The sequence below is a fragment of the Geothrix sp. 21YS21S-2 genome (assembly GCF_030846775.1).
Classification (GTDB): Bacteria; Acidobacteriota; Holophagae; order Holophagales; family Holophagaceae; genus Mesoterricola.
Map to the genome: position 1 here is coordinate 3,688,075 of NZ_CP132910.1, position 23,464 is coordinate 3,711,538.

Below are 23,464 nucleotides of genomic sequence, written 5' to 3' on the forward strand. Positions count from 1 at the left end.
GAGCCCGTTCCCTGACGGAAGGGTGCACGGAACCTGCCTGAAGACGCCGGGGTTCCTTCTTCAAGGCCGTTGCCCATCCTTCGCCGCCTGCCGGCCGGATGGAGACGGCGTCCGATGGGGCGAGGCGACCGGTTCAAGGTCCGGGTCCGGAAGGGCGGGACCGTCCCGGCGACGCGCCAACCAGACGGTGCGGGAGCCGCAGGCCGGATCCTCCGGCGTGAAGGCGACAACCTCGAAACCGTAGGCCTCGAGCAGGCCGCGGTATTCCTCCGGAGACAGGCTGGCGTGGAAAAGCGGGTCGCCATTGAGACACCCGATCGCCTCGCCGTGCCTGGGACCGCTCGTGAACATGAGGGGGGCCCCGGGGGCCGAATGGGCGGCAAAGACCTGGAACATCCCGCGCTGGCTGTCGTGGTCGAGATGGAAGAAGCTGTCCCAGGCGAGGACTCCGGAGAATCTCCGGCCCAGGGCCAAGGAGCGCATGTCGGCTTCGATCCACGCCTGGCCGGGCAACGCCGCGCGGGCCTGGGCGAGCAGGGAGCCGGCGGTATCGACGCCGGTGAGCGCGAATCCGCGCGCCGCCAGCCACGCCCCGATGGGCCGGCCGCTGCCGCAGCCCAGGTCCAGAACGTCCCCGCCATCCGCGAGACCTGATGCGAAGCGTCCAAGCCAGCCGGTTTCCGGAAACGGCTGCGCGTGGCGCAAGGCGGCCCAGTGCTCGCCGTGGCGGCGGTAGAGGTCGATGACGGAGGCGGCAAGGGGATTGGACATCGGTTCAGGCCATGACGGCAACGGTCTCCAGCAGGGGCATGGCCAGCGCCTGATCGCCCGTCAAGCGAACACGGCCCAGGGCCTCCTCCCGGCCCAGCGCCTTGGAGAGCAGAAGCCAGGCGGTTTCCGGATCCAGCGCGACCGTGGACCGGGCAGGGCCTTCGCCGAGGTGAAGCGTCCAGAGGTCCACGTCCCGCCTCAGGCACCAGACGCGGGGGGCGTCCCCGGTCAGCTCCACGCGAAGCGTGGCGCCCGGCTCGCAGGCAACGCCGCGATACGCGTGGGGCAGGGCCCGCAACAGGGTGTCCATCACCGGATGCAGCAGGTCGGCTTCGACCAGGGGCGGCGCGCCGACGGCGAGGCGAATCTGCTGCTGGTGGATCCAGTGTTCGGTGAGGTCGCGCGCAAGGTCGAAGCGGGTGGTGGATGCGGTCTCGCCTGCCCAGGCCACCGGGAAGGTGGCCGGAGCGGCCAGGTCGAGGCCCGACATGGCGGCCGCCAGTTCACCGCCGGTCCAGGCCAGCAGGCCACGCAGCACCTCCGGACTCAGCCGCGCCGAGGCCTCCACCCAGGTGGCGTTCAGGCGGTTGAGGAACGCCACGAGCGGCTCACCGGGCTCCGGACGACCCGAAAACCAGCCATCGCGTTGAACCGCGAGACGGCGCAACTGCCCGTCCAGGAGGTGGGCGGCGACGTCCTTGACGCACCAGCGTCGCGCCACCGTTGGCCGCCGCCAGTCCTCCGGCGTCAAGGTGGCCAGAAGGTCGAGCAGGCTGGCATGGACACGTGCGATGATGGGTCTGGGATCGAAAATCGGTGAAGCCGTCATGCGCCCTCCAGCGCCATTGGGAAGGTGGGACAAAGAGGTGGGACATGGGACGGAACGGGGATCAAGGGGCATCGCCAGGCACTGCATCCATGCGGCCGGGCCTGCCGGATGGGTCCGATTGGCAACGACCGGAGGCCCTGGGCCAGCATCTTACCTAGTGCTGGATCGCCTGATCAAGCGGTGTGGCGGGCCTGGGCGGCGCCGGAGGCCTGCCGATCCATGCGAGTCCCTTGGCCAGATCGAGCGTCACCACCCAGTTGCGCAGGAAGGGCATGCCCAGGTTTCCATCCATGATCATGTCCGGCGCGAAGGCATCCGGCGTTGTCGCGCGGATATCGCCCAGGATTTCGAAATCGGCGAGCTGTTTGCCATCCTGCTTCGGGTCCATGCCGACCAGATGGGCGATCGCCTTGGAGGCGAGCACCGTGCCGCCGTTGCCGGAATCGAGCTCGAACCACAGCGTGCCTTTCTTCGACGGAACGGCGGCCATCACCGCCAGTGCGCAGCCGTTCACCTCGCGTTTCAGCCGGATGCGCAGGGGACGCAGGGTCGCGATTCGCGCCGTCCGGCTTGCCTCCGACTCGAGCGTCAGCGTCCCTGCGGCGAAATCCAGCGTCACGGTTCGGCCCTCGAACAGGTTCAGCCCGATGATGCCGTCCAGTTCCGCATCGCGGGGATTGTGCTCGGCCATCCGGATCAGGCCGAGCACCGGCGGCGCAAGGGCGATGCCGGCCACGGTGACCGGGATGGAATCGCCGCAATGCGGCCCGTCGTGGCGCGTTCCCATCATGTCGTAGCCGGTGATCCGGCCCCAGGGCTCGCAGCCTGCGCGCCTGGCGCTCTCGGGCGATACGAGCGTGATCCCCGCCCCCGTGTCGAACAGGTAGAGGCCCTTCCTGCCGCCGACTTCGGCTTCCATCGCCCAGCGCGTGCGCCACGGCTTCATCTGGATCACCGCAGCCGGTGCGGCGGCCGGCTGCTGGGCCTGGGCGGCGGGCAGGATCGAGGCCAGGACGGCGAGGACCGGAAGGCGCAGGGATTTCATCGGGCATCTCCACGTATCGAATCAGGTCGTGCGGCGAATTCTACAATTCCTGTTTCCAGGGAGGGGCTTTTCCCCACAGGTTCCGCCACCCGGTCCTGCCAGGGCGGGACGGGAACGGCGCTAGGGCCGAAGGCCCTGGGGCCCGGTGGCCGGCGCCGGGTCGGCAGGCGAGGGGGGAAGGGCGGGGAATTTCAGCGTGAGCACCAGGTCGGGCCAGCCAAAAACCCGCAGGTAGCCTTGACCGGCCGGGAGGGGCGAGGCCAGGTCGATGGATTCGTGGCCCTCCCCGATGGCCACGCTGGCTTTCTCCCAGGGCCCGGAGGGCGAGGGCGCCAGGGCTTCGATGGCATCCAGCGACGGCCCGACGAGCCTCGTTCCGGCGGGGGTCCTCTGGACCGCGGCGATGGTGGGCAGGTCCAGGAAGGTGGCGGGGAGGGGGAGCCAGTCGCCGGCGCCGCAGTGGTCGTCCAGGACCTGGACCTCCAGCCGGCCCGAAGCCCGGCCTCCCAGGAGTTCGGCCGGTGTGAACGTGAAGGTCGCCTTCAGGTTGTTGCCCATGACCTTGATCCTGGCCTGGGGGATGGCGCGGATCTCCTTGGGCTCGTCGGCGTTCCGGATGGCGGCGTGGAAGCCTCGGTCGGACGGGAACCGGTAGCCCCTGGCCGCGATGAGGCCCACCTGGCTCGGGGAACCGGTGGCGGCGATCGGAAGGCTGGAGGTCAGGAGGACGCGGGTGGCCCTGGCCTCCACGGGAACGACCTGCGCCTCGGCGAGGCGGGGTCGCGCCGCCAGCAGGGCCGCGTTCTCGAGGGGGACCTTCCGGTCCGCCGCCAGGACCATGGAAGCGGCCAGCTTCGTGCCGGGGGTCCCGTCCAGGGGCTTGCCGTCCTCGGCCCGGAAGGTGCGGAGGCCGGGCGCATCCGAGCCACTGGGGATGAACCGGCGATTCCCCAGTTCCATCGCCTGGATGCCCTCCAGGTGGCATCCCTTGAGCGCGATCCGGTCCTCGCCCAGGCGGGCCTCCAGTCCCGCGGGCTCCGGGGGCGCCTCGAGCAGGGTCATGGGCAGGGCGAGCATGGGCTTTTCCTGGCCAAACGCCAGGATCTCCAGGACCCCGGCCCCGGCCTGGTCCGGCCTGGGCTGGAAGACGGCCGATCTGCCGCCGTCCTTCCCTTCCGTCAGGTTCGCGATCAGGGGCGCCGAACCGGCCTTGGCCGGCCGGAAGGCGACCTTTTCCACCACGGGGGCCCAGGTCCTGGGCAACCCGATCGCGCAGCCCTTCCCGATCTGGAACGCCGCCCGCTCCTCCGGGGTCGGGGCCCAGGCCGGGTCGACGCCCACCGGAAGTTCCAGGGGGTCGGTGGCGATGCTGGTGAAGCCCCAGCGCCCGACCACGCGGACTTGCACCTTGGCGGCGCCCAGCTTCCTCAGGGGTTCCTGGAGCGGGGCCGGAGAGGCCACGAACGACGCCTTGCCCGGGCTCGCGGTGAGCCCCAGGGGGGGCAGGGCCTCGCCCTTGGGTCCGGTGACCAGGAGCTTCCAGTCGTGCCCGAACAGCGAGAACGGGTTCCGGTTCTTCTCCCGGGGGCGGACCTTCAGGAGGGCCTGGTTCTTGAGGATGGATTCCCCGCCGGGCAGTTCCAGCTCGAAGGACGGGGGCGTCTGGTCCTCCCATTGGCCTGGACAGCACATGAGGGCCCCGAGCGTGTCGCCGGTCGTATGGATCCAGTCGCTGTAGTAGAGTTCGGCGCTGGCCCCGTGGAAGTTCCGCGCCAGGGCCGGCAGGTACTGGAACTGGTGGCCCGGCCAGAGGTTCTTGATGATGGAGGCAAGGTCAAAGAATATCGAGACATAGGCCGAAATGGGGCGGTTCCCGCCCGCCCCGGCCGTGACCTGGGCTTCCACCGGCGCCGAGCCCGATTCCGGGACGAGGACATTGGTCTTCCTGAACTCCTGGGTGATGAACTGGAATTTGGCCAGGTTGGACCTGGAACTCCCCACGAAGGCCTGGAGATCCCCGGAAACGGCGTTGCCGTAGGAATGGAGGAAGCCCAGCACGGCGTTGTCGTACTGCGCGGGGGAGAGGTTCTTGTCGATGGCGTCCAGGTCCGCCAGGAACCTGTCCACCGAGGCGCGCTCCTCGGAAAGTTCGAAGATCCTGGTGCAGAGGTTCCGGAAGGCTTCCAGGTGGGTGTTGAGGTCCTTGAGCACCTTCTTGCGCCCGTTCTTGTCGGGGACCAGGAAGATCATGGGAATGGAATCGTAGGGCACCGGGATGGAAGGCACCATCATCTCGTCGCCCTTGCGCTTCAGGCGGAAGCTGACGACACCCTGGTCGGTGGGGGCGACGGTCTTCGGCAGGAAGACGACGACCAGGGACCAGTCGGCACGGGTGACCCGCTGGTCGAAGGCTTCCCCGGAAAAGGAAAGCTCCAGCCTGTCCTGGAATTTCAGGACCGGCACCTGGAACACGGGGAGGGAGGACTCCTCGGGCGTTCCCTGGGCATGGACCACGGTCGCGGTGATGGCTATCGGGCCCTTCTGGAAGGCCTCGACCAGGGTCGGGGCATCCGCCTGCTTCTCCTTGGCCTTGGGCGCTTCGGGGGGCGCTCCGGCCAGGGGGGCAAGGCAGCCCGTCAGGGCACAGACGCAGAACGCCTTCCTGAACAAGGCGTGAACGGGATTCGAATGCGTGCGCATCTCCATGAGACCCCAGCGGGCGGCAAAGGGTTGAGGCGTCCGGTCCCTTCGGTTGCTTGCACGCTTCAGCGAGGATCGCGTCCCGCGGGTCCTTCCCCGGAAGAACTCGGTGGATCGGGTGCGGGCTTGGTTCCCCCTGCCGCAGGTGCCTTCAGGCGAGTGAGTTCCGCCTCCAGCCGGGCGATCCGGTCCCGAAGAGGCCGGACCGCCTGGGCGACCTCCTCCTCCGTGAAGCGTGGGGTTATGAACTTCGGACAGTTCCAGTCGAAGGCCTCGACCCGGATTCGGAACAGGCGCTCGGTGACCGTCTCGCTTCCCGGCGGGATCAGGCGTTCGGCCAGGGCGGGATCCTCCTCGACGCCCAGCACCTCCGCCCGGCCCAGGAGCTTCAGCCTCGTCTGGTGCGGATAGCTCATCAGGAAGAGGCAGACGCGCGCGCCTCCCTGGAGGTTGCCCGTGGTCAGGAGCTGCCGGTTCCCCCTGAAATCCGCGAACCCGAGCTCGGCCGGGCCCAGCACCTTCAGGAAGCCGCGGGGACCCCCCCGGTGCTGGATGTAGGGCCATCCCTCCGGGTTCACCGTGGCCAGGTAGAAACTGTCCCGGTCCTCGATGAAGGCGATCTCATCCGCGCCGAGGGTGTCCCCGGCGGCCGATCCGGGCCGGGGGAGGCTGCGGCCGTAGTAGCGCTCCTGCGCGGCCTTCACGGCGGGGGTGAGGGTCCTGTGGAAAAATGCCTTGGTCATGGGTCCTCCACGGGAAGGGCTGCAGTGTCTCCAGGCGGCCCTTGACCCGGCCGGGACCGGCGGAGCCCGTTCAGCTACCAGGCCACATCTTCCGGGCCCGCCTCCCTCATGTCCAGCACCAGGTGCAGGCTGGCCATGCGCAGCACGAGCACGACGCGCGGCCTGAGGCCGCACAGGATCAGCCGCCCTCCCCTGTTCCGCGTGGACACGAAACTCGCAACGATCTGGCCCACGCCCAGGCTGTCGATGAATTCCACCGAGGAGCAATCGAGCAGGATCTTCAGCACGCCGGCGTCGAGGGCCTCATGGACGGCCCTGGACAGGTCCTCCTTGCCCTCCGAGGCCGTCAGCTTCTGGCCGGGGACCAGGACGAGGACATCCCGGTCCATGTGCTGGGTAAGGTGCATGCGGCCTCCCTCGGCGCTGGAACGACTCATTGGACCAGAACGTTGTAACAACCCGGTAACATTCAAACCCGCGGCCGGGCGGCCCGTAAAGATTCCGTTGCGGCAGCCGTTCCGCGGGCGGTTCGCCCTTTATGGAACTTTGACGGACGACCCTGGATTCCCAACCTTTTCTTAATGAACTTCAGGCCATATTCATTGGCGGCCTGGATCAGGCGATCCGGCAACTTCTGGAGCCCAAATGCGCATCCTTCTCACCGCCTTCCTGGCGGCCGGGGCCGTCGTGCCCGGCCTTGCCCAGGCTCCCAAGCCCCCGGCGCCCAGGGTCGCCGAGCCCTTCGCCTTCGCCGATTTCACATGGCTGAACGGCAACCCCCGGACGAACGACGCGATCCTGGACTCGAAGTACTTCACCGGCGAATTCCGGGCGGACGTGAACGCGGTCTACGACTTCAACCACCCCAAGGACCACACCCTCGGCGGCTCCAGCGAGCTGGGGCGGACCGGAGAGGTCCAGGTCCAGCAGCTGGGCATCGGCGGCGACTTCCACTGGGATCACGTCCGGGGCCGGATCCTCACCCAGTTCGGGATGTACGCCACGATGACCCCGCGCAACGACGCCAGCACGGCCAAGGGCCAGTGGGCCACGGACAACGCGTACCGCTACGTCTCGGAAGCCTACGGCGGCTACCACTGGGATGCCCTGAACGGCGTCAACCTCGACGCGGGCATCTTCATGTCCTATATCGGGCTCTTCAGCTTCTACAACTTCGACAACTGGGCCTACCAGCCGTCGTACGTCTCCTCGAACACGCCCTGGTTCTTCAACGGCATCCGCCTCCAGGTGTTTCCCACCGACAAGCTCAAGGTCGAGTTCTGGCTCACGAACGGTTGGCAGTCCTACAACATGTTCAACAACACACCGGGCGTGGGAGCCTCCATCTGGTGGCGGCCCACCGGCGACCTGGCGTTCATCTCCAACAACTACATCCTGGGCGCCGACACCCCGGGCAACCCGAAGCGCACGCGGAGGCACACGGACAACAGCGTCGAGTACAAATACTACGACCGCCCCGGCGCGGGCCTGAACCGCATGGCCCTGTCGTTCACCTTCGATCTGGGGGATGAGCAGGGCGGCGGCGTCAGCCGGAGCGGCACGGCCTCCGACCCCAAGCAGTACTTCGCCGGCTGGATGCTCTACAACCGCTTCTGGTTCGGCCACGACCGCCACGCCGTCACCCTGGGCGGCGGCGCCATCACCAACCCGGGCCGCTACCTGGTGCTGATGCCCCCCATCAACGGCGCAACGGCCGCCTCGGGCACCCCCTACTTCACCCAGAACCCAGGCGATCCCTTCCATGCCTGGGACGGTTCCGTCACCTACGACTACATGCCCAGCCCGTTCATCACCCTGCGCGCCGAGTTCAACCGCCGGGGCGCCAGTGTGCCCTACTTCACCGGCCCGGGCGGACTGACGCCTCCCGGAGGGAACCAGGGCCCCCTGGGGTCTGCGGTCGAGGGGTGGTCCCCCGACCTCAGGAAGACGGAAAGCAGGATCACCCTGGCCTTGATGGTCAAGTTCTAGGAATGACCCCCATGTTCAGCCTCCTCCTCGCCATCGCCCTCGCTGCCGCTCCCAACGCCACCTGCCCCGTCACGGGCCGCCAGGTCACGAACCATCTGCTCTACCACCACGTGACGGTGCGTGGCCGGGCCTACTACGTGTTCGACCGGGAGGCGGCGATCCGGCTGAAGAACTGCCCTGACTGCTACCTGGCCAAGGACGGCACACCTTTTCTAGAGCTCGGCCTTCAGTTCCCGGTCCAGCCGCCCCGGGCTGAAGCCCATCCAGGCCCGCTTCACCTTGCCGTCCCGGCCCACGATCAGCGTCGTGGGGATGGCCCGGATCTCCCCCACCTCCTTGGCCAGCCGCGCCGGGTCCGCCGGGACCATGGCGGCCAGCGCCATGGACGGGTTGGCCGCGAAGAAGGGGGTCACCGCTCCGAAGCCCGTGCGGTCCAGGGAGACCGGAACCACCGCGTAGGCCGGCCCCTGGGCGGCCTGGAGTGCGGCGAGTTCGGGGAGGCTCATGCGGCAGGGGGGGCACCAGGTGGCCCAGAAATCCACCACGACCACCTGGCCCCGGAACTCGCCCAGGGTGCGGGTGCGGCCTTCGGCGTCCCTGAGGACGAGGGCCGACACGTTGCGGCCGACGAACGCGGAACCGGAGTCCCCGCCGCCCGAGAAGGCGCGCACGGCCATCCAGCCCAGGCCGAGTACGCCCACGGCGATCAGGAGGAGCGAGAGTCCGGTGCCCAGCCCCTCGGTGCGCTTCTCCTCGAGCCATTCGCCAAATGAAGCCATGGGTGCCTCCCCTGGACCATTCTGACCCGGATCGGGCCGGCCGGGGTCCTTCCGCGCCGGGGAGGCCTTCTGCGCAGGCGGGCCGATCCGGGGCACCCGGGCCGGGCAGGCAGACGTGGTCCGGACCTTCTCCTGCGAGGGGCGGGCCGTCCGCACCCGGGCCGGAATCCGGAGAATCAGGCTAAAACTCCGGATCTTTGGGCAATCAATTGCGGCCGCCGGTTCCTAAACTCAGAGGTGCAGCACCTTCCGGAGGAACCCATGCCCACCCCAGTCCGCGCCTATGCCGCCACGTCTCCCACGTCCAGCCTGACGCCCTACCGCTTCGACCGCCGCGACCCCCGTCCCGACGACGTGGTCATCGAGATCCTCTATTGCGGCGTCTGCCACTCGGACCTGCACACCGCCCGTAACGACTGGGGGTGGTCCACCTACCCCATCGTCCCGGGTCACGAGATCATCGGCCGGGTGACGGAGGTGGGGGCGGAGGTGACGAAATTCAAGGCGGGAGACGCCGTGGGCGTTGGCTGCCTGGTCGATTCCTGCCGGCACTGCAAGCCCTGCGAAGACGGGGACGAGCAGTACTGCGGGGACTTCACCGGCACCTACGGCGGGGTCGACCGCCACGACCAGACGAAGACCCAGGGCGGCTACTCCGAGAAGATCGTCGTCTCGGACGCCTTCGTCCTGCGCATTCCGGACGGGCTGGACCTGAAGGCGGCCGCGCCCCTGCTGTGCGCGGGCATCACCACCTGGTCGCCGCTGCGCCACTGGAAGGCGGGCAAGGGCAGCCGCGTGGCGGTGGTGGGCCTGGGCGGCCTGGGGCACATGGCCCTGAAGCTGGCCAAGGCGCTGGGCTCCGAGGTCACGCTGTTCACCCGCTCCAAGGGCAAGGAGGAGGACGCGCGCCGGCTGGGGGCCGACCGCATCGTGCTCTCCACGGACCCGGCCCGGATGGCGGAGGTGGCCGGCCGCTTCGACCTCATCATCGACACCGTTCCCTACGTCCACGACCTGAACCCCTACATGCCCACCCTGGCCCCCAGCGGCACCCTCGTGCTGGTCGGCTACCTGGGCGGCCTGGAACCGGCCCTGAACTCGGTGCCCATGATCCTCGGGCGCAAGTCCGTGGCGGGCTCCCTCATCGGCGGGATCCGGGAGACCCAGGAGATGCTGGACTTCTGCGGCGAGCACGGCATCGTGTCCGACGTGGAGGTGATCCGCATGCAGGACATCAACGAAGCGTACGAGCGCATGCTCAAGAGCGACGTGAAGTACCGCTTCGTCATCGACATCGCGTCCCTGAGGAGCTGAAGATGCACAAGCGCACGATCGGTACCCTTGAGGTCTCGGCCCTGGGCCTGGGCTGCATGGGCATGAGCCATGCCTACGGCAACGTCCCGGACCGGACGGAGATGATCGGCCTGCTGCGGTCCGCCGTGGACCGGGGCGTCACCTTCTTCGACACCGCGGAAGTGTACGGGCCGCTGGTCAACGAGGAGCTCCTGGGCGAAGCCCTCCAGCACCTGCGCTCCAAGGTGGTCCTCGCCACCAAGTTCGGCTTCGCCATCGGGGTTCCCCCGACCGCGGACGGGCCGGCCCTGGACAGCAGGCCCGAGAACATCCGCAAGGTGGCCGAGGCCTCCCTCAGGCGGCTGCGCACCGACGTCATCGACCTGTTCTACCAGCACCGGGTGGACCCGGCCGTGCCCATCGAGGAGGTGGCGGGGGCCGTGAAGGACCTGATCCGGGCGGGCAAGGTGCGGCACTTCGGCCTGTCGGAGGCGTCCGCGGCCACCGTCCGCCGGGCCCACGCGGTCCAGAAGGTCACGGCGCTGCAGAACGAATACTCGCTCTGGGAGCGCCGGGTGGAACCGGAGATCCTGCCGGTCCTGGAGGAGCTGGGCATCGGCCTGGTCCCCTACAGCCCCCTGGGGCGGGGCTTCCTCACGGGGGCGCTGGACGAGAAGACCGCCTTCGTCCCCGGGGATTTCCGGAACAGCCTCCCGCGCTTCGCACCGGAGGCCCGGAAGGCCAACCAGGCCCTGGTGGAGCTGCTGGGCCGCATCGGCGCCCGGAAGGGGGCGACGCCCGCCCAGGTGGCGCTTGCGTGGCTCCTGGCCCAGAGGCCCTGGATCGTGCCCATCCCCGGCACCACGAAGCTGGCGCGCCTGGAAGAGAACCTGGGGGCCGCCGACCTGGAGCTCACGGCCGGGGATCTCCACGACCTCGAGGCCGCCCTGAAGGCGATCGACGTGCACGGGGCGCGGTATCCCGAAGCCCTGGAACGCCTGACCGGACGCTGAGGAGCGACCATGGACACCCAGGCGGCAGCGCAGGACCTGGCCCGGCTCGCCGGGCTCATCCGGGCCCATGCGCCCTACGACGGCCACTTCAAGCTCCGCCAGCCCGGGCTGGAGGTGGTCCGGGCCTCCCGGGCCAGCCAGGAGCTGGCGCACGGCGTCGCCCAGCCCGGCATCTGCATCGTCGCCCAGGGCGCCAAGAAGGTGTTCCTGGGCAGCGAGGTCTTCGACTACGACGCCTCGCGCCTCCTGGTCTACTCGGTGGATGTGCCGATCTCGGGCCAGATCACCCGGGCCAGCGCCGAGGAACCCTTCCTCTGCCTCAAGGTGGACCTGGACGCGGAGCGCGTGGCCGACCTGGCCCTGAGGGTGTACCCCGCCGGCCTGCCCCAGAGCTCCAGGAACCTCGCGGTCTGCGTCACCCAGGCCGATCCCGCCATCATCGCGGCCTCCGCGAGGCTGGTGGAGCTCATGGCCCGGCCCGGCGACGCGGAATGGATCGCGCCCCTGGTGGTGGAGGAGATCCTCATCCGCCTGCTGCGGAGCCCCATCGGAGCCCGGGTGGCGCAGATCGGGCAGGAGGGCTCCCGGGTGCAGCGGGTGGCCAAGGCCGTCTCCTGGGTGCGCATGAACTACGACCGACCGCTGGACGTGGAGCGGCTGGCCACCCTGGTGCACATGAGCGTCTCCACGTTCCATCAGCACTTCAAGTCGGTAACCTCCATGAGCCCCCTGCAGTACCAGAAGGTCCTGCGGCTCCACGAGGCCCGGCGGCTCATGCTGAGCCGGATGATGGACGCGGGCACGGCCAGCCGGAAGGTGGGCTACCTGAGCGCGTCCCAGTTCAGCCGGGAGTACGGCCGATTCTTCGGGAACGCGCCGATGAGGGACATCTCGAACATCCGCGAAGGCGGAATGGGCCCCGGCCTGGATGAGGCCTAGATCCGCACAACGGGAGGCGTGAAGGCACGAGCCCTTCCGGAACTGCCGAACGGAACCGGGCGCGGGGGGGGCCCGGGCCATGCGCCGGCCCTTCGGAACGACCGGAATTCTCGTTTCCGGCCAAGGTGGTCCTGGGCAATAACCGCGACTGATGTATGATATTTTCAGTAACCCATCCCAGGAGGCGATATGCGGAAAGCACTTCTCTTCATCCTGGCCGCGTCGGCGGTCGGCCTCATGGCCCAGGAGGGGCAGTCCTACGGCACCATCCAGGGCGGCGCGGCCTTCCGGAAGGTCTCGAACTACTTCAACGACGGCGCCACCTTCGGCCTGGGGGCGGGGCACTGGTTCTCCGACACCTGGTCGCTGGACCTGAAGGCGCTGCGCACCAACCAGGACATCCGCGTGACGAATACGGGGACCCATGAGTACCAGGGCCTGGTGTCGGCGCTCTACAACCTCAATCCCGGCGCGCCCAACTGGTACCCCTACCTGGCCGCGGGCACGGGCATGACCCGCCTGCACCCGCCGCTGGCGGACGGCGACAAGAACAAGATCAACTACCACGCGGGCGTGGGCCTCATGGTGCACCTGACGGAGCGGGTCATCTTCCAGGGGGATCTCAAGGCCCTGCGGGTCAACACCAACGGCGGCCATTCCAGCGAGGTGCTCGCGCTGGCGGGCATCGGCTACACGTGGGGAGGCCGCAAGGCCGCGCCTGCCCTTCCGCCGCCTCCGCCCCCCGCCCCCGCGCCGGTGGCCAAGCCCGAACCGCCGCCGCCCCCGCCCCCGCCCCCGGTTCCCGAACCCCCCAAGGAGGAGATCAAGCCCGTCGCGCCTCCCCCGCCGCCCCCTCCTCCTCCGCCACCCCCGCCGGCGAAGATCGTGCTGGATGAGGCGATGCTGCACTTCGCCAACGGCAAGGTGGACATCGACGCCGAAGGCGCCGCCGCCGTGGCCAAGGTGGCCGAGGGCCTCAAGGCCTACCCCGGCGAGTACACGCTGGTGGTGAGCGGCCACACCTCCTCGGTGGGCGGCAAGGCCCTGAACACGTCCCTGGGCAAGCGCCGCGCGGACGCCGTGGCGAAGATCCTCGTGGCCGGCGGGATTCCCGCAGCCCGGATCACCACCGTGGGCGTGGGCCCCGACAAGCCCATCGCCGACAACAAGACCAAGGAAGGCCAGGCCAAGAACCGCCGCGTGGAGATCGACGTCAAGGTCGCCGACGCCCAGGTCGAGGTCCGCAAGCAGGAGACCAAGGTCCAGTAGGTAATCCACCGTATGGGCACGTGAAGGGGCGGGATCCAGACTGATACCGGAAGCTGTTCCAATCTCCGGGTCCCTGGATCCCGCCTCTCACTGGATTGAACCATGCGCTTTGCCGCCCCCCTCCTCGCCCTCACCTGCCTGGTCGCGAACGCCCAGACCTCCGAACGGACCCAGGCCGAACGCATCGTCCAGAAGGCCATCGCCTACGCCAGGCAGGACGGCATGGACAAGCTGATCCTGCAGACCAACCTGCCGCACGGCATCTTCCACGTGGGGAGCGGCAGCGACCTGTACCTCTTCGTGTACGACCTGAAGGGGGTCGCCAAGGCCAACGGGTTCCAGTCCGAGCTGGTGGGCACCAGCCGATGGGACGTGAAGGACGCCAAGGGCCTCTACCAGGTGCGGGAGTTCATCAAGGTGGCCCGGACCAAGGGCAGAGGCTGGGTTGACTACCACTTCGTGAACCCCATCACCCGGAAGGTGGAACCCAAGGCGACCTACGTGGAAGCCCACGAAGGCTTCGTCTTCTGCTGCGGCAGCTACCGGAACTAGGAGCGGACGGAAGTCCCCTCCCTTTGCGTAGCGGGGGATGGCTTTCCAGCCGAGCCTCCTGGGTATTCTGAGCGTGGAGGTTCCATCCATGACCAAGATCCTTGTGCTCCACGGCGCCGGCATGAACATGCGCGGAAAGGTCCAGCTCGAGACCTTCGGCCCCATGACCCTGCCGGACTACGACGCGAAGATCCGCGGCTACGCGGCGGAGCTGGACGTGGCGGTGGAGATCTTCCATTCCAACATCGAAGGCGAGGTCATCAACCGCATCTACGACGCCTGCGGCGAGGGCTTCGACGCCGCCATCTTCAACCCCGCCGGCTTCGGCACGGGGTATCCCGCGCTGGTGGCGGCGCTCTCGCAGGCGAACTTCCCGGTGATCGAAGTGCACATCAGCAACCCGATCCGGAGGGGGCCGGCGACCCAGACGGCGGCGGTGAGCCTCGGGGTGGTGGCGGGGTTCGGGGTGGCGGGATATGAATTGGCACTCAGGGGCATCTGCGGTCATCTGACAACCCGAGCCTGAACTGCATTCATCATCTTTTCTCGCCGAGGATCGCCGGGAAAAGATTAAATGAGTCATTTCATCATTTTCAAATGGGCGTTCACGGCCTTGGCCGCCTTGCGTCCGTCGGCGATGGCGTGCACCACGAGGCTCTGGCCGCGGGCCTGGTCCCCGGCGGCGAAGATCCCTTCCACGCTGGCCTGGAAGTTGGACGTCCGGACGTTGCCGCGCGGGTCCATCTCCACGCCCAGCTGCTCCAGGAGGCCCTCCCGTTCCGAGCCGGTGAAGCCCATGGCCAGCAGGACAAGTTCGCAGGGGAGCTCGAACTCGGTGCCGGGAATGGGCGTGAAGGTGGGCGCGGGGCCCACGCGCACGGCGGCCAGGGCGCGCAGGCCGCCCTTGCCGTCGTCCAGGAAGGCGGTGGTGGCGATGCCCCAGTCCCGCTCGCCGCCCTCCTCCTGGGAGGAGGAGGTGCGAAGCACCTGGGGCCACGCGGGCCAGGGGTTGGCGGCGTCGCGGGTGGCGGGGGGCCTGGGGAGCAGCTCGAGCTGGTGGATGCGGGCGGCCCCTTGGCGGATGGAGGTGCCCAGGCAGTCGGAGCCGGTGTCGCCGCCGCCGATGACGACCACGCGCTTGCCGGTGGCCAGGATCGGGTCCGCCGGGGTCTCGCCGGCCACGCGGCGGTTGGCCTGGGCCAGGAAGTCCATGGCGAAGTGCACGCCGCGCAGCGCCCGGCCCGGCACGGGGAGGTCCCGGGGCCTGCGGGCGCCGCCGCAGAGGAGGACGGCGTCGAAGCTCCTGCGCAGCTCCGCTCCGTCCACGTCCTTACCGGCGTGGACGCCGGTGCGGAAGACCACGCCCTCGGCCTCCATCTGGGCCACGCGGCGGTCGATGAGGGTCTTCTCAAGCTTGAAGTCGGGAATGCCGTAGCGCAGGAGCCCGCCGACGCGGTCGTCCCTCTCGAAGACCGTGACGGCGTGGCCCTTGCGGGCCAGCTGCTGGGCCGCGGCCAGGCCCGCGGGGCCCGAGCCGATGACGGCCACGGTGCGCCCGGAGCGCGCCCGGGCGGGACGGGGCAGGATCGCCCCCGCATCCCAGGCGCGGTCGACGATGCTGCGCTCGATGTCCTTGATGGTCACCGGGTGGTCCTCGAGGTTGAGGGTGCAGGAGGCCTCGCAGGGGGCGGGGCACACCCGGCCCGTGAACTCGGGAAAATTGTTGGTGGAGTGGAGGATGGCGAGCGCGAGGTCCGGGTGGTCCCGGTACACGTGGTCGTTGAACTCGGGGATCACGTTGCCCAGGGGGCAGCCGCCGTGGCAGAAGGGGATGCCGCACTCCATGCAGCGGGAGGCCTGGTCCTTGAGCAGGGGCAGGGGGGTCAGGAGCTCGAACTCGCTCCAGTCCTTGACGCGCTCGGCCACGGGGCGCTTGCCGTGTTCCAGGCGGGAGACTTCGAGGAAGCCGCGGACGTTGCCCATCACTTCACCCCCACGGACAGGTCGGCCAGGCCGTTGGTGGCGGGGGAGGCGGCGGCCTCCAGGGCCCTGCGGTACTCGCTCGGATAGACCTTCACGAACCGGGCCGACCGGGCATCCCAGTCCGCCAGGACCTCCGCGGCCTTGACGCTGCCGGTGCGCTCCACGTGCTCGGCCAGGAGGTTCCGCACCCGCAGGGCGTCCTCCCCGCCCAGGGGCAGGAGCTCCACCATCTCCTTGTTGCACCGCCCGGCGAAGGTCCCGTCCTCGTCCAGGACGTAGGCCAGTCCGCCGCTCATGCCCGCGGCGAAGTTCCGGCCCACGGTGCCCAGCACCACCACCAGGCCCCCGGTCATGTACTCGCAGCCGTGGTCGCCCACGCCCTCCACCACCGTGGTGGCGCCGCTGTTGCGGATGGCGAAGCGCTCCCCGGCGCGGCCGTTGAAGAAGGCCCGGCCCGAGGTGGCGCCGTAGAGCACCACGTTGCCCACGATGACCATGTCCTCGGCCCTGAAGGGCGCCCGCGGGTGGGGCCGCACGGCCACGACGCCGCCGCAGAGGCCCTTGCCCACGTAGTCGTTGGCGTCGCCCACCAGCTCCAGGGTCATGCCGGGGGATGCGAAGGCGCCGAAGCTCTGGCCGGCGCTCCCCGCGGCCCGGATGCGGATGGTGTCGGGGGGCAGGCCCCCGCCGCCCAGGCGCCTGGCGATCTCGCCGCTGAGCATGGCGCCCGTGGCGCGGTCGCTGTTGCGGACCCGGGTCTCGAGCACGACCGGCGTGCCCGCTTCCAGGGCCGGCATCGCCTGGCGGATGAGCTCGTGGTCCAGCACGTCGTCGAGCTTGTGGTCCTGGGCCTCGGCGCAGGCGCCGGAGAGCTTGGTGGCGCGCGAGGAGCGGTGGAGGATCTCGGAGCAGTCCACCTTGCGGGCCTTGGGATTGAGGCCCTCCCTGCGGGGCTTCAGGCAGTCCGAGCGGCCCACCATGGACCGCACGTCCCGGAAGCCCAGGCTGGCCATGAGTCCGCGCAGCTCCTCGGCCACGTAGAAGAAATAGCGGATCACGTGCTCGGGCTGTCCGGCGAATTTCGCGCGCAGCACGGGGTCCTGGGTGGCCACGCCCACGGGGCAGGTGTTCAGGTGGCACTTGCGCATCATGATGCAGCCCGAGGCCACCAGGGGCGCGGTGGAGAACCCGAACTCCTCGGCCCCCAGCAGCGCCGCCACCGCCACGTCCCGGCCCGTGTTGAGCTTGCCGTCGGTCTGGAGCACCGCGCGGCTGCGCAGGTCGTTGAGGACCAGCACCTGGTGGGCCTCGGCCAGGCCCAGCTCCCAGGGCACGCCGGAGTGGTGGATGGCGGTGAGCGGGGAGGCCCCGGTGCCGCCGTTGTCCCCGCTGATGAGGACGACGTCCGCGTGGGCCTTCACCACGCCCGCGGCGATGGTGCCCACCCCGGCCTCCGAGACCAGCTTGACGCTGATGCGGGCCCTGGGATTGACGTTCTTCAGGTCGAAGATGAGCTGGGCCAGGTCCTCGATGGAATAGATGTCGTGGTGGGGCGGGGGGGAGATGAGGGTGACCCCGGGCATGCTGTGGCGCACCTTGGCGATGGTGGCGTCCACCTTGGCGCCGGGGAGCTGGCCGCCCTCGCCGGGCTTGGCGCCCTGGGCCATCTTGATCTGGATCTCGTCGGCATCGGCCAGGTACTCGGCGGTGACGCCGAAGCGGCCCGAGGCCACCTGCTTGATGGCGCTGCGCCTGAGGTCCCCGTTGGGATCGGGGGCGAAGCGCGCCGGGTCCTCGCCGCCCTCGCCGGTGTTGGAGCGGCCCCCCATGCGGTTCATGGCGATGGCGATGTTCTCGTGGGCCTCCTTGGAGATGCTGCCGAAGGACATGGCGCCCGTGGCGAAGCGGCGCACGATCTCCGAGGCCGGCTCCACCTCGGAAAGGGGCACGGGGTCGCCCGCGGGCACCAGGTCCCACAGGCCGCGGAGGGTGGCGGGGTACTCCACCTGGTCGTTGATGGCCCGGGCGAAGGCCTCGTAGCTGCCCGCGTCCTCCAGGCGCACGGCCTTCTGGAGGCTGGCGATGGTCTCGGGGTTCCACAGGTGGCGCTCCCCGTCCACGCGGTAGTGGAAGTGGCCGCCCTGCTCCAGCACGCCCGGGGCGTCGGGGTCGAAGGCCCCGGCGTGGCGCGCCAGGGTCTCCTCGGCCAGGTCGCGCAGGCCGATGCCGCGCACCCTTGAGGCGGTGCCGGTGAAGTACTCGTCGATGACGAACTGGTCGATGCCGATGGCCTCGAAGATCTGGGCGCCCTGGTAGCTGGACAGCGTGCTGATGCCCATCTTGGCCATGGTCTTGAGCAGGCCCTTCTTGAGGGCCTTGATGTAGTTGGCCTCGGCCTTGGGGCCGGGTTCGGCGAGCACGCCGCGGGCGCACAGGTCCCGCAGGGTGGCCAGCGCCAGGTAGGGGTTCACCGCGCCCGCGCCGAAGCCCACGAGGGCCGCCATGTGGGCCACTTCCCTGGGCTCCCCCGACTCCACGATGAGGCCCACGCGGGTGCGGGTGCCTTCGCGGATGAGGTGGTGGTGCACGGCGGCGGTGGCCAGCAGGCTGGGGATGGGCGCTCGCCGCTCGTCCAGTCCGCGGTCGCTGAGGATGACGATGCTGATGCCGTCGGCCACGCACCGGCTGGCGGCGCGGCAGAGGGTGCGGATGCCCTCGAAGAGGTTGCGCTCGGGGTCCCCCTCCAGGTGGAAGAACATGGGCAGGGTGGCGCTCTTGAAGTCGCCGAGGGGGTTGGCCCGCAGCTTGGCCAGGTCGCCGTCGGTGAGGAAGGGGTGGGGCAGCTCCAGCATGCGGCACTGGCGGGGGGACTCCTCCATGAGGTTGCCCTCGCCGCCCACGCAGGTCACCGAGGACATGACGATCTCCTCCCGGATGGGGTCGATGGGCGGGTTGGTGACCTGGGCGAAGTGCTGCTTGAAGTACCGGAACAGCAGTTGGGGTCTGGCCGAGAGCACCGCCAGGGGGATGTCCACGCCCATGGAGCCCACCGGCTCCTCCCCGCCGGCCCCCATGGGGGCCAGGATGATGCGCAGGTCCTCCTCGGTGTAGCCGAAGGCCTGCTGCAGCGCCGTCAAGGCCGGGCCCGGGGCGGGGCTGGACGCGGGCGCGGGGGGCAGCGAGGCCAGGTCGATCTTGTTCTGGGCGAGCCAGGCGGCGTAAGGCTTGGCCGAGGCCACCTGGTGCTTGATCTCCTCGTCCGAGACCAGGCGCCCCTCCAGGGTGTCCACCAGGAACATCTTCCCGGGCTGGAGGCGGCCCTTCTGGACGATCGTCGCGGGGTCGAGGTCCAGCACCCCGAACTCGCTGGCCACCACCACCAGGCCGTCCGAGGTGACGACGTACTTGGCCGGGCGCAGGCCGTTGCGGTCCAGGGTGGCGCCGATGAGGCGGCCGTCGGTGAAGGCCAGGGCCGCGGGCCCGTCCCAGGGCTCCAGGAGGCAGCCCGCGTACTCGTAGAAGGCCTTCTTCTCCGGCGACATGTCCGGGTCGTGGGTCCAGGCCTCGGGCACCAGCATCATCATGACGTGGGGCAGGCTGCGGCCCGAGCCCTGGTGCAGGAAGTCCACCACCTGGTCCAGGGCCTGGGAGTCCGAGGCGTCGGGCCTGGCGATGGGCCGGAAGGCGTCCACGGTCTGCTGGGAGAAGGCGGGTCCGGCGAGGTTGGATTCGCGCGCGGACATCCAGGCGAGGTTGCCGCGCAGGGTGTTGATCTCGCCGTTGTGCGCCAGGAGGCGGTAGGGGTGGGCGCGCTTCCAGGCGGGGAAGGTGTTCGTGGAGAAGCGCGAGTGGACCATGGCCAGGCGGCTGCGGGTGCGGGGGTCGGCCAGGTCCGGGAAGAAGGCCGCCAGCTGCTCGGCGAGCATCAGGCCCTTGTACACGACGGTGAGGGAGGAGCAGGAGCAGATGAAGAAGTGCTCGAACTTCGCGTTGCGCCCGGCCATCTTGCGGATGGTGCAGAGCACCTGCTCGAAGGATTCGGGCTGGCACCGCCTCCCGATGAAGAGCTGCCGGAAGCTGGGCATGGACGCCACGGCCGTGGGGCCCAGGGCCGAGGTGACGGTGGGCGGCGTGCGCCAGCCGATGACGGTCTGGCCGTAGTGCATCACCGCCGCCTCGAGGATCGCGTAGTGGTGGCGGCATTCCGCCGGGTCCGCGGAGAAGAAGCACATGGCCACGGCATAGTCGCCCGGCTCGGGCAGGTCGACGCCTTCGGCCGCCATCTCCTCCTTGTAGAGCTGGTGGGGGATCTGGAGCAGGATGCCGGCGCCGTCCCCGGTGAGGGGATCGCTGCCCGCGGCGCCGCGGTGGGTGAGGTTCGCGAGGATCTCGAGGCCCTTGGCCACGATGTCGTGGGAGGCCTCGCGGTTGAGGGTGGCCACGAAGCCCAGGCCGCAGGCGTCGTGCTCGAAGGAGGGATCGTAGAGTCCTTGGCGGGGCGGCAGCGACATTTCGATTTCCTCGGGTGTAGCCGTGCGGAGGCCGGATGGCCCCGTTCATGCTGCATGGCTCAACCGTAGCAAGGTGCCGGAGGCATGAACCGGTTATTTGTAAAGGTTATAGCTGGATTCGGACATCGAACGCGACCCGGATCGGTTAATATAAAAAATGGTTATTTTGATATAAAAAATACAAAATGAAAAATAAAAATCATGTAAATAATGCCAAATTCGATGAGAATTAGCCACCAAGGAGGGGCTCGTGAACGCTGCCGACACCGCCTGGATACTTGTCTCCACCGCCCTGGTCCTGCTGATGACGCCGGCCCTGGCCTTCTTCTACGGGGGCCTGGTCCGCGCCAAGAACGCCCTCAACACCATGATGATGAGCCTGGTGTCCCTGGGCTGCGTGGGGGTGGCGTGGTTCCTCCTGGGCTACTCCCTGGCCTTCGGCCCGGGCAGCCAGGCGCTGGGGGACCTCTCCTTCGTCCTGCTGCGCGGCGTGGGCCTGGACTGCGCTCCGGGGGCAACCATCCCCAGGCTTCTGTTCATGGCCTACCAGGGCACCTTCGCCATCATCACCGCGGCCCTCATCTCGGGCGCGGTGGTCGAGCGCATGAAGTTCCTGGCCTACGCCGTCTTCATCACGCTCTGGAGCCTGGTGGCGTACGGCACCGTGGCCCACTGGGTGTGGGGCGGGGGCTGGCTGGCCCGCATGGGGGCCCTCGACTTCGCCGGGGGCACCGTGGTTCACATCACCGCGGCCACCGCGGCGCTGGTGGCCGCGACCTTCCTGGGTCCCCGCAAGGACTTCGCGCGCCAGGCCATCCTGCCCCACAACGTGCCCTTCACGATCCTGGGGGCCGGGCTGCTGTGGTTCGGGTGGTTCGGCTTCAACGGCGGCAGCGCCCTGGCGGTGAACGGCCAGGCCGTGCTGGCCTTCGTGAACACCCTCGCGGCCCCCGCGGCCACCCTGCTGGTGTGGATGGGCCTGGACCTGGCGCGCTCGGGCAAGGCCACGGCCGCCGGCGGCGCCACGGGCATCGTGGTGGGCCTGGTGGCCATCACCCCCGCGGCGGGCTACGTGTCGCCGGTGTCGGCCCTGCTCATCGGAGGCCTGGCGGCGGTGCCCAGCCACTTCGCCATCCTCTGGCGCGCCCGCACGCGCCTGGACGATTCCCTCGACGTGGTGGCCGCCCACGGCCTGGGGGGCACCGTGGGCGCGCTGCTCACCGGGGTCTTCGCCGACCGGGCCTGGGGCGCGCCGGTGAACGGCCTGCTCCACGGGAACCCGAGGCAGTTCCTCGTGCAGGGCCTGGCGGTGCTGGCCACCGTGGCCTTCACGGCCCTGGCCACCCTCGCCCTCCTCAAGCTGGTGGCCTTGTTCGCCGCCCTGAAGGCCACGCCCGCCGAGGAGGGCCAGGGCCTGGACTTCAGCCAGCACGGCGAGGAGGCCTATGCGTCGGGCGACGGCGCCCTGCTGCTGCTGCCCGATGTCCGGGCGCGCGTCGAGATCAGCCTTCTGCCTTCCGAAGGAGCCGTCCATTGAAACTCATCATCGCCTTCATCCGCCCCGAAAAGCTCACCGACGTGCTGGAGTCGCTGTACCGCCTGGACGTGAAGGGCTTCACCGTCACGAGGGTCCAGGGCCATGGCGGAGAGACCGAGCGCGTGGAGACCTACCGCGGCGCCACCGTGAAGATGGAGCTCTCGGACAAGGTCCGCCTCGAGATCGGCGTCTCCAACCCCTTCGTGGAACCCACCGTGAAGGCCATCCTCCGCAGCGCCCGCACGGGTGAGGTGGGCGACGGGAAGGTGATGGTGGTGCCCCTGGAACAGGTGTACCGCATCCGCACCGGCGAGGAGGACCGCGCGGCGGTGACGCCCGTGGGCGTGGATCCCCATCTGGAGTCCTTCTAGGTCACAATGGGGCCTGGAGGGCGATCCGTGCGAATCGGCATTCTGGGCTACGGGAAGTTCGGCCAGGCCCTCGGCGGGCTCCTGGAGCAGGGGGGCTGCGCCTTCCGGGCCCTGGATCCCGTCGCCTCCGTGCCCGCGGAGGTCCGCGCCCCGAGCCTGGAGGCCCTGGTCGAAGGCTCGGACATCCTCGCCCTCGCCGTGCCCGTGGGAGCCCTGCCCGAGGCCCTGGACCGGGTGGCGCCCCGGGTGGGGCCCGGGCAGATCGTCTTCGACGTGGCCAGCGTCAAGGTGCTCCCCGCGAAATGGATGGCCGAGCGGCTCAAGGGGCCGCACGTGGGCGTCCACCCGCTGTTCGGGCCCGTGAGCCTCGCCCGGGCCGAGCGGCCCCTGCGCACCGTGGTGTGCGCCGTCCCCGGGTTCCAGGGCGCGGCGGACCAGGTGGCCGCGCTCTTCCGGAACCTGGGCTGCGAGGTGCTGGAGCAGAGCGCGGAGGACCACGACCGGCTCATGGCCAGCACCCACGCCCTCACCTTCTTCCTGGCCAAGGGCCTGCTGGAGATGGGCGCGGGGGCGGACCTGCCCTTCGCCCCGCCCTCCTTCCACGCCATCCAGCGCACCCTGGACGCGGTGCGGGAGGACGCCAGCCATCTCTTCACGTCCATCCAGAACCTCAACCCCTTCGCCGGGGACGCCCGGTCCAGGCTGCTCCAGGCCCTGCAGGCCATCGACGCGGGACTGGCCGGGCCCGGGGGCGGGGACGAGGTGCCGCCCCTGCTGTCGATGCCCGACCTGGGTCAGCGGTCCCCGGCCCTGGTGGAGGCCCGGGCGATGATCGACGACCTGGACCGCGAGCTGGTGGAGCTCCTGGCCCGCCGCGCCGAGCTGAGCCGCCGGGCCGGCCGGGCCAAGGCGGTGCTGGGCGCCCCCGTGCTGGATCCGGGCCGGGAGGCGTCGCTCATGCGGGACCGGAGGGCCTGGGCCCAGGCCGATGGCCTCGACCCGGAGGTGGTGGAGGGGGTCTTCCAGGCCATCCTCAGGGCCAGCCGCCGGGTGCAGGGACCGGGAGGCGCCTGATGCGGCGCCCGGATCCCCCGCTGCCCATGCCGGGCGATCAATCTGGCCAATGGCAGGGACACTACC

General features: G+C 69.6%; 19 protein-coding genes. 10 read left to right on the forward strand and 9 right to left on the reverse strand.

What is annotated here, in order from left to right:
* Nucleotides 1–60: 60 nt before the first annotated feature.
* From RAH40_RS16285 to RAH40_RS16310, 6 genes are all read right to left on the reverse strand, one after another.
* A complete protein-coding gene (locus RAH40_RS16285) occupies nt 61–771 on the reverse strand; it encodes a trans-aconitate 2-methyltransferase (RefSeq protein ID WP_306598629.1) in 711 nt (236 codons plus the stop codon).
* A 4-nt stretch (nt 772–775) separates the two neighbouring features.
* Entirely contained in the window at nt 776–1,600 is an 825-nt protein-coding gene (locus RAH40_RS16290; RefSeq protein WP_306598630.1) for a maleylpyruvate isomerase family mycothiol-dependent enzyme, read from the reverse strand.
* Between the two features lie 154 nt (nt 1,601–1,754).
* Nucleotides 1,755–2,645, reverse strand: a complete 891-nt coding sequence (locus RAH40_RS16295; RefSeq protein WP_306598631.1) for a hypothetical protein — start codon at nt 2,643–2,645, stop codon at nt 1,755–1,757.
* Nucleotides 2,646–2,765: 120 nt separating this feature from the next.
* Nucleotides 2,766–5,345: a hypothetical protein gene (locus RAH40_RS16300; RefSeq protein ID WP_306598632.1), complete on the reverse strand. Its 2,580-nt coding sequence runs from the start codon at nt 5,343–5,345 to the stop codon at nt 2,766–2,768.
* 65 nt (nt 5,346–5,410) lie between these two features.
* Entirely contained in the window at nt 5,411–6,088 is a 678-nt protein-coding gene (locus RAH40_RS16305; RefSeq protein ID WP_306598633.1) for a pyridoxamine 5'-phosphate oxidase family protein, read from the reverse strand.
* A 74-nt stretch (nt 6,089–6,162) separates the two neighbouring features.
* Nucleotides 6,163–6,495: an STAS domain-containing protein gene (locus tag RAH40_RS16310; protein ID WP_306598634.1), complete on the reverse strand. Its 333-nt coding sequence runs from the start codon at nt 6,493–6,495 to the stop codon at nt 6,163–6,165.
* A gap of 238 nt (nt 6,496–6,733) precedes the next feature.
* On the opposite strand from RAH40_RS16310, the gene RAH40_RS16315 reads away from it, so the two are divergent.
* Complete coding sequence (locus tag RAH40_RS16315) at nt 6,734–8,077, forward strand: outer membrane beta-barrel protein (protein ID WP_306598635.1); 1,344 nt, start codon at nt 6,734–6,736, stop codon at nt 8,075–8,077.
* A gap of 212 nt (nt 8,078–8,289) precedes the next feature.
* Here the strand turns inward: RAH40_RS16315 and RAH40_RS16320 are convergent, their stop codons facing one another.
* Nucleotides 8,290–8,856: a TlpA disulfide reductase family protein gene (locus RAH40_RS16320; protein ID WP_306598636.1), complete on the reverse strand. Its 567-nt coding sequence runs from the start codon at nt 8,854–8,856 to the stop codon at nt 8,290–8,292.
* Between the two features lie 261 nt (nt 8,857–9,117).
* On the opposite strand from RAH40_RS16320, the gene RAH40_RS16325 reads away from it, so the two are divergent.
* The 6 genes from RAH40_RS16325 (at nt 9,118) to RAH40_RS16350 (ending at nt 14,448) form a co-directional block, all read left to right on the forward strand.
* Nucleotides 9,118–10,170, forward strand: a complete 1,053-nt coding sequence (locus RAH40_RS16325; protein ID WP_306598637.1) for an NAD(P)-dependent alcohol dehydrogenase — start codon at nt 9,118–9,120, stop codon at nt 10,168–10,170.
* Between the two features lie 2 nt (nt 10,171–10,172).
* Nucleotides 10,173–11,162, forward strand: a complete 990-nt coding sequence (locus tag RAH40_RS16330; RefSeq protein WP_306598638.1) for an aldo/keto reductase — start codon at nt 10,173–10,175, stop codon at nt 11,160–11,162.
* A gap of 9 nt (nt 11,163–11,171) precedes the next feature.
* Entirely contained in the window at nt 11,172–12,101 is a 930-nt protein-coding gene (locus RAH40_RS16335) for an AraC family transcriptional regulator (protein WP_306598639.1), read from the forward strand.
* 189 nt (nt 12,102–12,290) lie between these two features.
* Nucleotides 12,291–13,370, forward strand: coding sequence for an OmpA family protein (locus RAH40_RS16340; protein WP_306598640.1), 1,080 nt, complete (start codon nt 12,291–12,293; stop codon nt 13,368–13,370).
* A 102-nt stretch (nt 13,371–13,472) separates the two neighbouring features.
* Nucleotides 13,473–13,922, forward strand: a complete 450-nt coding sequence (locus RAH40_RS16345; protein ID WP_306598641.1) for a cache domain-containing protein — start codon at nt 13,473–13,475, stop codon at nt 13,920–13,922.
* Between the two features lie 88 nt (nt 13,923–14,010).
* Nucleotides 14,011–14,448 (forward strand): type II 3-dehydroquinate dehydratase, encoded by a 438-nt coding sequence (locus tag RAH40_RS16350; RefSeq protein WP_306598642.1) that lies wholly within the window; start codon nt 14,011–14,013, stop codon nt 14,446–14,448.
* Nucleotides 14,449–14,501: 53 nt separating this feature from the next.
* Here the strand turns inward: RAH40_RS16350 and RAH40_RS16355 are convergent, their stop codons facing one another.
* Nucleotides 14,502–15,905 (reverse strand): glutamate synthase subunit beta, encoded by a 1,404-nt coding sequence (locus RAH40_RS16355; protein WP_306598643.1) that lies wholly within the window; start codon nt 15,903–15,905, stop codon nt 14,502–14,504.
* Nucleotides 15,905–20,416, reverse strand: coding sequence for a glutamate synthase large subunit (gltB, locus tag RAH40_RS16360; RefSeq protein WP_306598644.1), 4,512 nt, complete (start codon nt 20,414–20,416; stop codon nt 15,905–15,907). The genes RAH40_RS16355 and gltB overlap by 1 nt, the downstream gene beginning before the upstream one ends.
* 250 nt (nt 20,417–20,666) lie before the next feature.
* On the opposite strand from gltB, the gene RAH40_RS16365 reads away from it, so the two are divergent.
* Genes RAH40_RS16365 through RAH40_RS16375 form a run of 3 tightly spaced genes read left to right on the forward strand, consistent with a single transcriptional unit; the run spans nt 20,667 to nt 23,398 of the window.
* Complete coding sequence (locus RAH40_RS16365) at nt 20,667–21,953, forward strand: ammonium transporter (RefSeq protein WP_306598645.1); 1,287 nt, start codon at nt 20,667–20,669, stop codon at nt 21,951–21,953.
* The gene (locus RAH40_RS16370; RefSeq protein WP_306598646.1) at nt 21,950–22,324 is read left to right on the forward strand and encodes a P-II family nitrogen regulator; all 375 of its coding nucleotides are present in this window, start codon (nt 21,950–21,952) and stop codon (nt 22,322–22,324) included. The genes RAH40_RS16365 and RAH40_RS16370 overlap by 4 nt, the downstream gene beginning before the upstream one ends.
* Nucleotides 22,325–22,351: 27 nt before the next feature.
* Nucleotides 22,352–23,398, forward strand: a complete 1,047-nt coding sequence (locus RAH40_RS16375; protein ID WP_306598647.1) for a prephenate dehydrogenase/arogenate dehydrogenase family protein — start codon at nt 22,352–22,354, stop codon at nt 23,396–23,398.
* The last annotated feature ends 66 nt before the right edge of the window (nt 23,399–23,464 follow it).